The organism is Brevundimonas sp. (assembly GCF_035626535.1).
Classification (GTDB): domain Bacteria; phylum Pseudomonadota; class Alphaproteobacteria; order Caulobacterales; family Caulobacteraceae; genus Brevundimonas.
Genome location: NZ_DASPNO010000016.1, coordinates 69,047 through 82,792 on the forward strand (window position 1 = coordinate 69,047; position 13,746 = coordinate 82,792).

The window sequence follows — 13,746 nt, forward strand, 5'->3', positions numbered from 1 at the left end:
CTCAGGACATCGCCTCGCCCGACAGGAGGTCCCAGTTCAGCGGCTGGCCCGCCTCGACATCCGCCCGCAGCGTGCGGCCGGGAAGGGCGTCAAGGAAGCGTGGCTGTATGCCGTTCGCCGGACGCAGCAGGATCAGGTCGTCCGCGGACAGCACATGGCCGGCGGGGAGGTCGCGCCGGGCCATGACCGAGCGCCGGGCGACGGCGCGCACCGGCATCTCCGCCGCGGTCGGCGCTTTCACTGCTGAACCCAACGCCGCCTCGACGTCCCGGATCTGGCGGACCAGAGCCGTCAGCTCGGCCACGGTCAGCGAGGCGCGATGGTCCGGGCCGGGCAGGGTAGGGTCGAGGGTGAAATGCTTCTCGATCACCGCAGCCCCCAAGGCGACCGCGGCCGTCGAGACGGCGAGACCCAGGGTGTGATCCGAATAGCCGACGGGCAGGCCGGTGATCTCTCCGATCGTGCGCATGGCCCGCAGGTTCACGTCAGAGGGGGCGGCTGGATAGTTCGACGTGCAGTGCAGGATCGACACGACTTGATCCAGCGGCGCGGTCAGACCCTGCTTCCGCCGCGTCTCGGCGATGACGGCGACGGCCTCGGTGATCTCTTCCATCGTGGCCATGCCTGTCGAGACGATCATCGGCCGGTCCAGCGCCGCCAGGTGGCGCAGGAAGGGATGGTTGACGATCTCGCCCGACGGAACCTTGATCCGCTTCATGCCGGCGGCGATGAGGAAGTCGGCGGCCTCCTCGTCGAACGGCGTCGACATGAACTCCACGCCGACCTCGACGCAGCGGGCGATGAGCCGGTGGTGCAGGTCCTCCGACATCTCCAGCGCCTTCAGCATGCCGTGCTGGCCGCCGTCGCCCGTCTCGCGCTTCTGGTAGTCGGCCTTCTCGGCGCCAGGGGCGGCGAGCTTGTCGGCCGAGAAGGTCTGGAACTTGACCGCGTCGGCGCCCGTCGCCTTCGCCGCGTCGACCATGGCCAGCGCGCGCTCGGCGTCGCCGTTATGGTTCACGCCCGCCTCGGCAATGATGAAGACGCTCAAACGACCCTCCGACGCGCGATTGCGGCGTTGCCGATCCCTAGCCCATCCGCTCCGGCTCAGGTAGCCGCAGTTTGCCCGGGTGGGGCCCAGTTCAGCGTCCGGCGGGTATGGCCGATGTCGACCTCCAGATCGCCGAACAGCTGCGAAGCCATGGCCCCCTTGCCGATCGCCTTCAGGAGCAGGGCGAGCAGGATCGGCGGAACCGGCAGCAGCGTCACGGACCGGCCCCGACCGGTCGCCATCCGCTCCAGCAGCGTCCGGGTCGAAATCGGCTCGCCATCGCTGACCAGGAAGGTCTCGCCGGCTGCGGCGGGGTGGTCGATCACGGCGTCGATCAGATCGCACAGGGTGTCGCGGGACACCAGATCGCGGCGGTTCCCCGTCGCCAGCCCGAACGGCAGCGGCAGGCCCCTGTCGATGAGGCGCTGCAGGGTGGCCAAATTGCCCTTGGGATCGGGCCCGATGATCAGCGGAGGACGGATGATGACCACCTCCAGACCGGTCTCGGCGGCGAGGGCGCGCAGCCCCAGTTCCGCCTCGTGTTTCGACACGGCGTAAGGCGAATGCGGATGCGGCGGATCGTCGTGCCGGAAGGGATCGCCGCGCGTCGCCGCGCCGTTGACGCCGATGCTGGAGATGAAGACGAACCGGCGCACTCCCGCCGTCGCTGCCTGCCGGGCCAGCGCCAGTGTCGCCTCAGTGTTGACCGCCCGGAACTCGGTCAGCGGATCGGCCGCGGTCTCCTTCAGCACATGCGCCCGGCCGGCGCAGTGGACCACGGTGTCCACGCTCTCAAGGGCCCGGGACCAGTCGGTCGCACCGGACAGGTCGCCGGTCATGACCGCTTCCACCCCTGTCGGCCAGCGGCCCGTGTCGTGGCGGACGGCGGCCCTGACCGTGCGGCCGCGCGCGGCGAGGTGGTCGACGACGGCCCGGCCGAGGAAGCCGCTCGCGCCCGTGGCGAGGATGCGGTCAGCCGCCATTCGCGGGCTCCGCTGGCGGGGGGAGGGCCAGCCCGCCCCGGCGGACTTCCAGATCGAGGAACCGGCGGGCGCCCTCCAGACTGAAGTGATTGTCGTCGAAATACATCGAGACGCCGCCGATCAGGGAGCTACAGCGGCCGTCGGCGCAGACCGCGTCGGCCGGATCGAGCACATCGACGCCGGGCATCTGGCCCAGCCGGTCGAGCACGGGCCGGATGAAGGCGTTCCGCTCGCGATGGAACTGCAGGGTCGTGCCGGTCACCCGATCAGGGTCGGTCGGATCGCCCTTGAAGGTGTAGCGCTCCACATGCGTCGGCAGATCGGGGAAGGGAGCCACGAGGTGCACGCGCTTTCCGGACGCGGTCAGCCGTTCAACGATGCGCGCAAGGCTCCCGGCGTAGCGGGCGCGGGCCTCATCCGCCGGAAGGCTGGTCAGGAAGTTGGGATCGGCGGACGGGAGATGCGGGTACGATTTCGTCTGGTCCCCGAACAGATAGAGGCTGTGGCGGTAGACGAGGACGACGTCGGTGATGCGCGGGTCTTTCTCGAGCCAGGCGACAGAGTCGCGGGTCCAGCGGCTGCAGCCCGGATTGTCCGACTCGAAGGTCAGCGCCGGTTGGCAGGCGCTGAAGGTCAGGTGAAGAACCCCCTGTCCCGCCGGCCGCAGGCGTTCGGCCAGGGCGTAGGCGATTTCCACTCCGTGACTGTCGCCGAGCACCGCCCAGCGAACATCGCCGGTGAAGTAGCGGCAGGCCTGCTCCGGCCCGCGGGCGTCCGCGCCCTCCACGTGGCAGGCGTCGCGCCTGGGACTCGGGGCGCCGGTGGCCGCCACGGCCAGGGTTTCAGCGCTGAATCGCTCGGGAAAGCCCTGCCGGACATGGGCGGCCAGGCCGATGGCGACCAGTAGGGCCGAGCCGACGAAGAAGCCGGCGTAGACCTGGAGGCGAGTGAAGCGCCGCCGCTCGCGGAACGGCGCCTCGATGAGTTTCAGCGACAGCCAGGCGAGGACGAAAGTCAGGGCGATCAGCGCCGCATAGGCGGGCCAGCCCGCCTCCGTCAGCCCCTGCATCCGCGACAGGGCGTAGAGCGGCTGGTGCCAGAGATAGGCGCTGTAGGACATCAGGCCGACGAGCACGAAGCCCGGGCTGGCGAGCACCACGCCGGCGGGGGTGTCCGGCCGGGTCATCAGGATCAGCAGGGCCGTGCCCAGCACCGGCGGAATGGCGCTGACGCCCGGGAACAGGGTGCTGCTGTCGTAGAGGAAGATCGGAACGACGATCATCGCCACCGCCGCCAGTTCGATCAGCGGCGTGGCGAAGCGGATGCGGGCCACGGCCGGCCGCCAACTCTTCTCGTGCAGGGCGATGAAGACGCCGAACATCAACTCCCAGGCCCGCATCGGCGTCATGAAGAAGGCCAGCATCTGGTCGCGCGGGGCGAAATACAGGCACAGGGCCAGCGAGACGAGCAGCGCCGCCGCCATCAGGCCGTTGAGAAGCTTCGGCCGCCCCCAGCCGGCGATTAGCGCCAGGAAGGGGAAGAAGACGTAGTACTGCTCCTCGACCGAGAGGCTCCACATATGGGTCAGCGGGAACAGTTCGGCGTCGCCGCCGAAATAGCCGCTCTTCAGCCAGAAGAAGACATTGGAAGCGAAGGCCGTCGTGGCGACCAGGCTCTGGCCATAGGTCTGCATGTGCTGCGGCGGCAGGATCACCCAAGCGGCCGCCGTTGTCGCCGCCAGCACGACGAACAGGGCCGGAAAGATCCGCCGGATGCGGCGCTCGTAGAAGCCGAGGAAGGTGAAGCGCCGCTCCCCGACCTCGCGCAGGATGATGGACGAGATCAGGTAGCCGCTGATCACGAAGAAGACGTCGACGCCGATGTAGCCGCCGGTCGCCACGCCGAGATTGGTGTGAAAGAGGATGACGGCGACCACGGCGATCGCCCGCAGGCCGTCGATCTCCGGCCGGTAGTACGCCCCCCCCGCGCCCATCAGCTGGCGGGCCGATGTCGCTGTTGGACCGGCGCAACAGCCTGCACCGGCTGGCGCAGCGGGCGAGCAGTGATGAAGGCGAGGATCAGCCAGAGGTGGGTCACGAAGCCGTTCGAGAACCCGATCGGCGTGTTGATCAGGCTGAAGAAGATGCCGACCGTGATGAACGGGACGACCATCAGCCAGCGCGGGTCGCGGCCCGCCTTGACGTGGCCGTACACCTTCCCGGCCAGCCAGCCCCAGATCACGCACGGGATCAGCCCGAAGAACTTCAGGTCGACGTAGAGCGAGCCGAATGCCGACGGCAGGAAGCCGTAGACGTTCATGTCCAGCAGGACCGCATAGCCGTTGGCGATGAACTCGCCGTTGACCCGGCGCATCAGCGCCGACATCAGATCGATGCCGTAGCCGCCCAGGAGCATAGATCCGTCGTATTCGGTGAAGATGGCGTTCGACATCACCAGGCCCTGAACCAGGTACCAGACGAAGATGAAGATCAGATAGGCCCCGTCAGCGCCGAAGGCGCTGAAGATCAGCCCCGAAAACCGGCCGTTGAAGTTGACGCCCCACACGCCTCCGGCGACACCGAACATCCCCTCGACGCCGCCGACCACGTCGGCCCGGGCGATGAAAACCTGGACGAAATAGACGAAGGCCAGGGCACCGATCACGCCGATGGCGATCTTGCCCGGCAGGCCGAGCTTGAACGGCCTGCGCCGTTGCGGACCGGGGCCGCGGCGGACCGGCGCGATCCCGGGTCGGGTCTTGAACAACTGGTTCCTGAGCGCGAAGCCGTAAACCAGCATCACCAGGGCGTAGAACATGGGCGCCCGTCCGCCCATGGCCAGCGAGGCGAGGACGACGGGCGCCAGCCCGAACAGGCCGATGCGCCACAGAACCGGGCGCGGGCGATAGGCGACCTCGCGTACGAGGTACACATAGCCGGCTGGATAGGTCAGGAAGCCAAGCTGGAACCAGATGGTCGACTCCGACGCGCCGCCGATCATCAGCGCCCCCGCACGCTCCGAGCGCATCTGGTAGGCCTCCGCCAGATCCAGAAGATTTCGCCCCTGTACGTCGAGCAGGGACGCGATAACCGCGATCCCGGCCGCCGCCATCAGCCATCGGTCCGTCAGACGGAAGTCGACCGTCACGTCCGGCGGCCGCGGTCTCTGGGGCTGGGGCCGGGCTGCGACCATCGCGCCGAAGCAGAACGCGGCGATGAACAGCAGCAAGATCATGAAGCCGTACAGCGTCATGACCCGTCCCTCGAGCTGGAACGGCAAGATGTAGAAGGCGGCGATACAGCCCGCCCACACCAGCAGCATCAGAACCGCGGGATGGAATCTCATCTGGAAGAACCCGCTGCCGCAGCGGAACGGTCGGCCGCCGTCATCCGATCACGCAGGTGATGACCCGGCGTTCGCCTTCCTCAACCATGCCGCCCCGGTGAATGCCCTTGGTGTCGAACAGCACGATCGATCCCTTGCCGGCCTTCACCGCCCAGAGGCCTTGGCCGATCTCCCGGCCCAGCGCGGAATCGGGGGTCAGGTCATTGCCGAAGGCGCCCTTCTGGCGAAGCTTGGCCGGCAGGGCGGCGAACCTGGCTCTCGACAGCGCGTCAGTGCCGGCCAGACCGTTGGAGTCGTTGGCCTCGCAGATCAGATCGTCCAGCCGGTCGATCTTCATCCGGTTGGAGCCGACCACATAGCTGAACGGACCGGTGCGGTCGTCGACGTCGGTCATGTAGATGATGGCCTTCAGATCGCCGCCCGAGGCGTCGCGGTGGCAATAGGCGGTCGGCGGCAGCGTCTTGAGCTCCGCATCCGGGAAGATGTCGCGCCAGAACGTGTCGGAGGTGTCGTTGATCTGCGGATTGACGTCGATCAGACCTGCCCGGCGACCCAGATAGGCCGAGGCGACGTCGAGGACGCCCGCCTCCCGTAGCGTGGTCTCGATGACGTCGAACAGTTCGCGCTGCTCCGCCCGGCTCGCCTGACCGCGGGATTCCTCGAACCGGCGTTGGCCGTTGGAGTGGCCGCGGCGCGCCGCCAGCCGGTCGAACTCGGCCCGCGACGCCTCTTCGAGCGCAGCGAAGCGGTCGGCCGGCATGGTGACCACGTGAATGCCGTGGCGGGCGATCTTGCCGGCGTCGGCCTCGACGGCCGACAGGCGGCGGGACCGCGCGTCGCCGCGAACCATGTTGCGGAGCGCCGCGCCCGCGAAGCGCAGACGGCCGCCGACCGACCGGTCGGTGCGCACGTCATATGGAATGAACTCGTATTTGATCAGCCGCTTGAGCAGCAGCCTGGCCATGCTGACGCCGAAGATAGCCAGCGCCTCGAGGCGCAGCTTCAGCGGGGCGCGGTCGATCAGTTCGCGATAGGCGGCGTGCTTCTCGTACTCGACCAGGGCCGGAGTCCAGCCGATGTCGGACACGGGCTTGACGGCCTGGTCGGGTTCGATCGTCAGATAGCCGGAGACGGCCATGTGCGCGGGGTTCCTCAACCTGAAGGCCAATCCCTCGACCGAGGGGCCGAAATTTGCCCGGATCGCCTCAATCCGGGCCATGAATTCGACAGTTCAAATAGGCGGCGGTGACGGCGCAGGTCAAGCGAGCGGCACCCAGTTCAGCGGGGAGCCGGGACCTCGTCCGCCGCCCGGCGGCAGATGCTCGCGATGCCAGTACTCCCCGCGCGGGCCCACCGTCGCGATGTGGCGTCCGAGTTCGCGTCCGAGCTCCGCCGCCGCCGGATTGGGATTGCCCGCGTCGAAGCCGCGGAAGGACAGGATGTCAGCCGGAAAGCTGCCCCGCAGCAGGGTCTCGATGATCCGCGCCTGCCGGTCGTGAAGATTGAACGGACCGCGCTGTTCGATCAGTTCGACGACCCGGTCGAGATCGTCCCACTCCCGAAGTATCACGAAATCCTCGTCGGAGGCGTAATAGGCCTCGCCGGTGATGGAGATGTTGCCCAGCAGCCCGGCCTGGAGGCCCAGCGTGCCGGTCGCAGTCACGCTCAATCCGCAGCGCGCCAGAAGCGCGTTGCCGCTCACGTCGTAGGGGACGACCACGACATTGGGGAAGGCCTTCAACCTCTCCAACAGCTCCGCCTGGCGGAACCCGAACTGGAGCGGGTGATCCTTGACCACGATCTGGTAGCCGGCTCCGGTCAGGCGGCGGGCGATCTCGACCAGCATGTCCTCGTGCTGGAGAAGGGCCAGATTGTCGAGCCAGTAGTCGATCGCCGCCTCGGGAAACAGCTGCAGCCCGAACAGCACCCGGCGCTCCTTGGGAAAGGCCGCCAGCAGGCTCTCCCAGTCCGCCTGGACCATGTCGACGATGCGCATGTCACGCCACCGCGCCTTGTGGCCCAGGTCGGGCTGGGCGTCGAGATAATGCTGGTTCAGCGGGTCACGGGCCAGGAAGCCCATGATGCGGAAGACCAGCGCGCGCAGGCGGAAATAGCCGAGGGTCCTCAGGAAGCGCCCGCGGGTGAACGGCGCCTGGCCCTGCACATAGGCGGGTGTGAAGCTCGGGTCGGCGATGTCGCGCACTCCCGCCTCGATCTGGTCCCGCGTGGGTGGTGTGCGCCGGGTGATCAGCCTGCCGCGATGAATGAGCATCGTCATGCCGGGCAGGGGGCTGGCCGTCATCTCGAAATGAGGCACGCCGTGGACACGAGCGCGCCTGGACAGCACATCCGACACATAGCTGTCGATCGGGAAGCCGATCAGCACCTCGGGCCGCACGTCGACGAGCACCTTCTCGGCAGCCTCCGCCATGGCGAGGGCCATGGCCGTCGCTTGAGCGCGGGGCTTCCAGCGAAGGACGCGGCAGCGGGCGATCACGTCGGTGATCTCGGCCTCTGTGAGGAGGGCGGACGCCGTTGCGCCCGTGGCGCGGAACTGGCGGTAGGCGGCGTAGAAGTCGTCCGTCAGCCAGCGGTCGCCGTCGCCGCGCCTGGCGGTCAGCACCGTGACCTCGTCGTAACCCAGGTGCTGGCCGACGTAGGTCCAGAACGGCGATGTGCGGTAGACCGCCCAGATCAGGGCGCGGGAGGGCGTGTTCATGCAGCTGGAGCGTCGGCTTCGGAGCCGCTCGCGCGGCTGGAGGATTGGCTGGACAGCCAGGCGGAGGTGCGCCTGACGCCTTCCGCGTTGTCGATGCGCGTGGGGCCGTGCAGGGCTTCGATCGGCGAGGTGTCGTAGAGATATTCGGTGAGCATGTTGCGTAGCCGGGCGGTGGTCAGCGGCGCGCGCAGACCGAAGGCCGCCATCACATCTCCGACCCGCGCCAGCAGGGCCGCCACCGGACGGGGCAACGTCGGAATGCGCCGCCCGAACGCCTGCGCGAAACCGTCCGCCCAGGCGCGTAGCTCCACGGGCTCGCTGTCGGCGAGATAGAAAACCCGGCCGTGCACCGACGTCGCCGGCGACGCGATCAGCGTCGCCAACTGGGCGGTGAGGTTCTCGATGTAGGAATAGGACTTGCGCAGCGGTTTGCGGCCGACGTGGAAGTAGAGGCCCCGCTGGATGAGGCGAAGGATGCCCAGATAGTGCTCGCTCATGCCGGGGCCCCAGATCGTGGTCGACCGGACGATGGTCCAGGTCCGTCCGGCGCCGTCGGCCTCCCGCACCAGCCGCTCGCCCTCGGCCTTGGACGCGCCGTAGCCGCCAACGGGGTCGAAATCGGTGTCGGACGCGGGGAGCACGCCGGGCTGGCAGACCAGCTGCGACGAGGCCCAGATGACCCTCTCCACCGATCTGGAGCTGCGAACCGCGTCAAGGAGGTTGGAGACCCCCTCCGTATTGGCCCGGTATCCGTTCTTCGGCGCGCCCTTGAGATCCGTCTCCGCCGCCAGATTGACCACCACGGCCGGCTGGAACTCCGCCAGCGCGGCGTCGAGCGAGGGGCGATCGAGCAGATCGCCGACGAGGCTGCCGGCAGCCGCTTTCCGTGACAGCCCCCGGACATCGACACCTCGTGACCTCAAGTGATCAACCAGCGCGCCGCCGACGAAGCCGCTGGATCCGGTGACGAGAACTCTCACGGCCAGGCTCCTTCGGCGGATTGGTTCTGCACCCGCAGGACGGCTCCGCTCACGAGTACAAGGTAGATTCCGGAGGTGACCACGGTGGAGATGGCCGCTCCATAGGCGCCGAACCTCCAGGTCAGGAAGATCAGCAGGCCGAAGCCGACCACGAAGGCCGCGCCCTGCGACCTCAGGATATACCGCTCTTCATGACGGGCGTTCAGGATCAGGGCGTGGAAATCCGCCAGGGCGCGCACGGTGAAGCCGAGCAGCAGCACGCCCATCAGGACGAGGCTGAGCTGAAACCGCTCCGACCAGACGTGACCGGTGGCGACATCGGCGCCCCATGCGACCAGCATCAGCAGCAGCGCCCCGATCGGCGCCTTCAGATACTCCCGCAACACCCTGCGGCGCAGGTGGAGAATGTCCCGGGTCTTGGCCTCGGCGAAGACGGCCGGGGTGATCCGGTTGTAGGAGGCGATGCTGAAGGCCTGATAGGCCAAGGCCACCAGCAGGGTGTGTCGATAGTAGACGCCGGTCTCGGCGAAGGTCAGCAAGCCTCCCACGGCCAGTCGGTCGAACTGCAGGATCAGGATCGCGACCAGCCCGATCAGGAAATGGGTCCAGGAGGCCTTGTGCTGACCGAGGATATCGGTCCCGAAGTGGAAGGGTTCGGCCTTGGCGGCCGCGCCGTTCAGGCGCACGAAGATCAGTCCGAGGCCCACTGTACAAAGCACCGCCCCGGCGGCCCAGGCCTGCAGCACGAAGGCCAGGTCGAAACCGCTCCGGGCGAACAGGGCGTAGTACAGAACCACCGCGGCCAGCAGGCTGTTCTTGGCCGCGACCACCACCAGCATGGGGTAGTAGCGGTGGTTGATCAGGGCGAACTGGTAGGCCTGGTTGGACAGGTGTTCGCCGATCACCACGACCACCGCGAGGAGCAGGACGATCCAGCTCGCCTGGGTCCACAACGCCACCGACACGACGAACAGCGGGACCATCAGGGCCCAGTTGAAGGCGAAGAATTTCAGCGCCTGGACGACGTAGCGGTCGAAGACGGCGTGGTCCTCGCCGGCGCTGCGGCGCTGGATGTCGATGTGACGCTCGAAATTGAAGGCGAAGGCGAACAGCCCGACCAGGGTGGCGATGAGGCCGAACCGGCCGGCTTCGGAAACAGACAGGCCATAGGTCGCGGTGAGAATGAATCCCGCCCGCGTTCCCACGTCGACCAGTTTGACGGCGACGAGGTAGAAGTCCCTGACCTTCTGGCTGGTCACCAGGCCGTCCAGCCTCCGTCGACGGCCAACACCTGACCGGTCACATAGGATGAGGCCTCGCTGGCGAGGAACAGCAGAGGCGGGGCCATCTCCTCGGCGCGGGCCATCCGCCCCATGGGCGTGCGAGCCGAATAGTTGTCGCTGAACACCCCGTTCTGCCCCGACGAGACGCCGCCCGGGACGAGGCAATTCACGCGGATGCCCTTGTCGCCCCAGTGGGTCGCCAGCCAGCGGGTCAGGCCGATCACCGCCGCTTTCGACGCCGAATAGACCGCCGGCGTATTGATCGGTCCGCCCAGATACTCCGAGCCTTCGTAGATGCGGTCGTCGGGCCCGACGAGACCATAGATGGAGGCGGTCTGGATGATGCGGCCCGACCCGACCCTGAGCATCTCGCGCCCGACCGCCTGGGCCATCAGGAACATGCCGTCGATGTTGACGCCCATGACCTCGCGCCAGGTTTCCAGACTGTAGGTCTCGAACGGCTCGAAGAAGGCGCGGACGTCGGCGGTCTTGGTGGCGGCGTTATTGACCAGCACGTCGATGCGGCCGTAGCGGGCCATCACCGCCTCGACGGCGGTGGTTACCGAAGCCGGGTCCGAAACGTCGCAAGCGAAGCCGTGGGCGGCCTCGCCGATCGCGGAGGCGGCGGCTGACGCATCCGCCTCCACCAGGTCCAGCACGGCGACCTGCGCTCCGGCGTCGGCGAGGGCGCGGCAGAACACGCGGCCAAGGATGCCCGCGCCGCCTGTCACCAGGGCGACCTGCCCGTCCAGTCGCGTCGCGTCCTGCGTCATCAGTTGTGGGTCCGGAAGACGGGCTTGATGGCCGGGCCGTTCAGCTGCGTCTCGACGCCGGCGTCCAGCGCCTGCCGATAGACCGCCAGCGCCCCGTCGAAGGCCTCGAGCGTCAGGGCCATTTCAGCGTCCCCGTGGGACTGCGAGATGGCCAGCCACGGCATCATCACGCCGCGCTTCAGCATCTCCTGCGCGAACAGGGTGCGCATCGGCAGGGACGGCGCGCCGTCCGCGTCGCGGGTGACGTAATTCAGGGCGATGGCCGGTCCTTCCATGAAGACATGGTCCTGCAGCCCGTGACCGCCGGCGACCTCGGCCAGACCGGCCTTCAGCTTCGCGCCATAGGTCCACAGGTGCGCCGGCACGTCCTCTTCCGCGTTGATCCGCGTCGCCTCGACGAAGGCCCCCAGCGCCGGCATCTCGGCGCCGTGGGTCGAGGACAGCAGGAAGGTGCGCTCCATGCCGGGCGTGTCGATCGAGCCGACGGACATATACTCCCGCTTGCCGACAACGGCCGCCAGCGAGAAGCCGTTGGCCATGGCCTTGCCGTAGGTGGCGAGGTCCGCCTCGACCCCGAAGGTCGCCTGCGCCCCGCGCAGGTTCCAGCGGAAGCCGGTGATCATCTCGTCGAGGATGAACAGCGCCCCGTTGGCGTGAGCCAGATCGCGGACCTGGTGCAGGAAACCGCCGGCGAAATGATCGGGCCTGTCACCGGGCTGCGGCGGCAGGCCGGGCGTCCCGTCCGCCAGATGGGGCCAGATGTGCGTCGCGGGCTCCAGCATCACCGCGGCGATCTGGTCCGGATACTGGTCGAACAGGGCCTTCAGCGAGCCGATGTCGTTGTAGTCGAACACCAGCGTCGTCGCCGCGTGGTCGGGCAGGGTTCCGCGCTTGATCGCCGTGACGCCGATGAACCAGTCGTCGAACGAGAAGAACGGATGCTGGCGCGGCACGCAGACGTAGCGGCGGCCGGTATAGGCGCGCGCGATCTTCACCGCCGCGGTGGTGACGTTGGAGCCGTTCTTGCCGAACTTGACCATCTCCGCGCACGGAATCAGGTCGCAGATCAGCTCGGCCGCCTCCAGCTCGATCTCGGTGGCGCGGGTCAGGTTCACCCCGTTCTCGATCTGGCGGATGGCGGCGGCGTTCACCCGCTGGTCGGCGTAGCCGATGGTCACGGCCCGCAGCGCCATGCCGTAGTCGAGGTAGCGATTGCCGTGGGTGTCCCAGACGTAGGCGCCCTTGCCCCGGCTCAGCACCGGCGGCGCGATCGAGGGAAACTGGTCGTCCCCGCGCGAATAGGTGTGCGCCCCGCCGGGGATGGCCTTGTGCAGGCGCGCCCTCAGATTGGCGAAGTCCAGCTCGGCATTGCCCGGTCTGTCGTCGGCATCGGGAGCGGAGGGAAACGCATTGGACATGATGGGCCGGGATCGGGGAGGCGTGGCGGGAGCGCCGCTCACAGTTGGGGCAGGTTGTTGGCTTCGTAGTAGGCGATGGTCGGTCGATCCAGATCAAGGTCGCCCTTGACGACGTGCATCCGGCCGAGGTCGGCGAGCGCCGCCTGGGCGTCACGCGCCCAGTAGATCAGCGAGGTGGTCTGGGGATCTCGCAGCTCGGGCGGATGGAACAGGCTCAGGAAGGCGAACATCGGCTCGTCGACCGAGGAGAACCAGCCGGAGGCGATGAAGTGCCGCCCGAAATCCGAGGAGGTGCAGGTGAAGTCCATCGCCGCCAGCCCGTGCTCGCGCGCATAGGCCTCGAGGAAGGCGATCACGGCTGGCATCTCGTCCGCCGTCGCGCCCAGTTCGACGACGTGGGCGAAGGTCATGCCTTCGATGGCGTCGCGCCGCAGGATCACATAAGCCGCCTCGCCGACGGCCCAGGTTTCGTAGGCGTAGACGGGGTGCCGGTCGTAGCGCCAGGCGAGATGCGCCGCGGTGCGGACATAGCCGTTCTTGTCCGCCAGGCCGCGGTCGGGCACGGCGACGTCGCCGGCGGCGATCCGTCTCGCGCCCGAGGCGTCGGGCTCGACCGCACCCATCCGGTGCCGCGCCAGCTTGTGCCCGAGCGCGTCGATCCGGCTGTAGGGCTCCACCGCCGCCACGTCCCAGACCCGGAAGAACCGGGGGATGTGACGCCAGTAGTTGAAGTTCTTGCGCAGATAGACGTTCAGCGCTTCGTCGCTGATGCCGCTGCCCAGCATGACGTCGTACGTAGCCTGTAGGTAGTCGAGCATCCGCGGCCCGATGCCCTTGCCCTTGGCTTCCGGCGCCACGATCCAGGTGGTGAGTTCGGCCCCGGGCCGCTCGACGCCGTTCAGGTGGAAGGCCCGCTCGTGCAGGCCCATCACCCCCACCAGGTCCGGGCCGCTCACGGAAACGCAGACCGAACAACGCCCCTTCTGCTCAGGGGCGTCGACGAACTGCCATGTCGTGAAGCCGGGCAGGCCGAGGCACATCTTGCGCGGCCAGTGACGGTCGTAGAAGGCCGCGATGTCGGCGGCCGAAACGCCGAGGTCGGCCGCGGAACCCGTACGGATGACGTCCATTCAGTTCCCCCTGCGACGCTGTCCGACAAAGAATCGCCGGCTGACGACAAGGGTCAGGCCGGGATCG

11 protein-coding genes are annotated in these 13,746 nt (G+C 68.0%); all 11 read right to left on the minus strand.

Going from position 1 to position 13,746, the window contains the following annotated elements:
* Position 1 precedes the first annotated feature (1 nt).
* Genes neuB through VEC04_RS02035 form a run of 11 tightly spaced genes read right to left on the minus strand, consistent with a single transcriptional unit; the run spans position 2 to position 13,679 of the window.
* On the minus strand, positions 2-1,048 hold the full coding sequence (neuB, locus tag VEC04_RS01985; protein WP_324773315.1) for an N-acetylneuraminate synthase: 1,047 nt from the start codon (positions 1,046-1,048) through the stop codon (positions 2-4).
* Between the two features lie 56 nt (positions 1,049-1,104).
* Positions 1,105-2,031, minus strand: a complete 927-nt coding sequence (locus tag VEC04_RS01990) for an NAD-dependent epimerase/dehydratase family protein (protein ID WP_324773317.1) — start codon at positions 2,029-2,031, stop codon at positions 1,105-1,107.
* Complete coding sequence (locus VEC04_RS01995; RefSeq protein ID WP_324773319.1) at positions 2,021-4,024, minus strand: acyltransferase family protein; 2,004 nt, start codon at positions 4,022-4,024, stop codon at positions 2,021-2,023. The genes VEC04_RS01990 and VEC04_RS01995 overlap by 11 nt, the downstream gene beginning before the upstream one ends.
* Positions 4,024-5,376: a hypothetical protein gene (locus VEC04_RS02000; RefSeq protein WP_324773321.1), complete on the minus strand. Its 1,353-nt coding sequence runs from the start codon at positions 5,374-5,376 to the stop codon at positions 4,024-4,026. The genes VEC04_RS01995 and VEC04_RS02000 overlap by 1 nt, the downstream gene beginning before the upstream one ends.
* A 40-nt stretch (positions 5,377-5,416) precedes the next feature.
* The gene (locus VEC04_RS02005) at positions 5,417-6,595 is read right to left on the minus strand and encodes a hypothetical protein (protein WP_324773324.1); all 1,179 of its coding nucleotides are present in this window, start codon (positions 6,593-6,595) and stop codon (positions 5,417-5,419) included.
* Positions 6,596-6,634: 39 nt separating this feature from the next.
* On the minus strand, positions 6,635-8,095 hold the full coding sequence (locus VEC04_RS02010) for a hypothetical protein (protein WP_324773326.1): 1,461 nt from the start codon (positions 8,093-8,095) through the stop codon (positions 6,635-6,637).
* Positions 8,092-9,075: an NAD(P)-dependent oxidoreductase gene (locus VEC04_RS02015; RefSeq protein WP_324773328.1), complete on the minus strand. Its 984-nt coding sequence runs from the start codon at positions 9,073-9,075 to the stop codon at positions 8,092-8,094. The genes VEC04_RS02010 and VEC04_RS02015 overlap by 4 nt, the downstream gene beginning before the upstream one ends.
* Positions 9,072-10,334, minus strand: coding sequence for a lipopolysaccharide biosynthesis protein (locus VEC04_RS02020; protein ID WP_324773330.1), 1,263 nt, complete (start codon positions 10,332-10,334; stop codon positions 9,072-9,074). The genes VEC04_RS02015 and VEC04_RS02020 overlap by 4 nt, the downstream gene beginning before the upstream one ends.
* Positions 10,331-11,131, minus strand: a complete 801-nt coding sequence (locus tag VEC04_RS02025; protein WP_324773332.1) for an SDR family oxidoreductase — start codon at positions 11,129-11,131, stop codon at positions 10,331-10,333. The genes VEC04_RS02020 and VEC04_RS02025 overlap by 4 nt, the downstream gene beginning before the upstream one ends.
* Entirely contained in the window at positions 11,131-12,549 is a 1,419-nt protein-coding gene (locus VEC04_RS02030; RefSeq protein WP_324773334.1) for a glutamate-1-semialdehyde 2,1-aminomutase, read from the minus strand. The genes VEC04_RS02025 and VEC04_RS02030 overlap by 1 nt, the downstream gene beginning before the upstream one ends.
* A 38-nt stretch (positions 12,550-12,587) precedes the next feature.
* On the minus strand, positions 12,588-13,679 hold the full coding sequence (locus VEC04_RS02035; protein ID WP_324773336.1) for a GNAT family N-acetyltransferase: 1,092 nt from the start codon (positions 13,677-13,679) through the stop codon (positions 12,588-12,590).
* Positions 13,680-13,746: the final 67 nt, after the last annotated feature.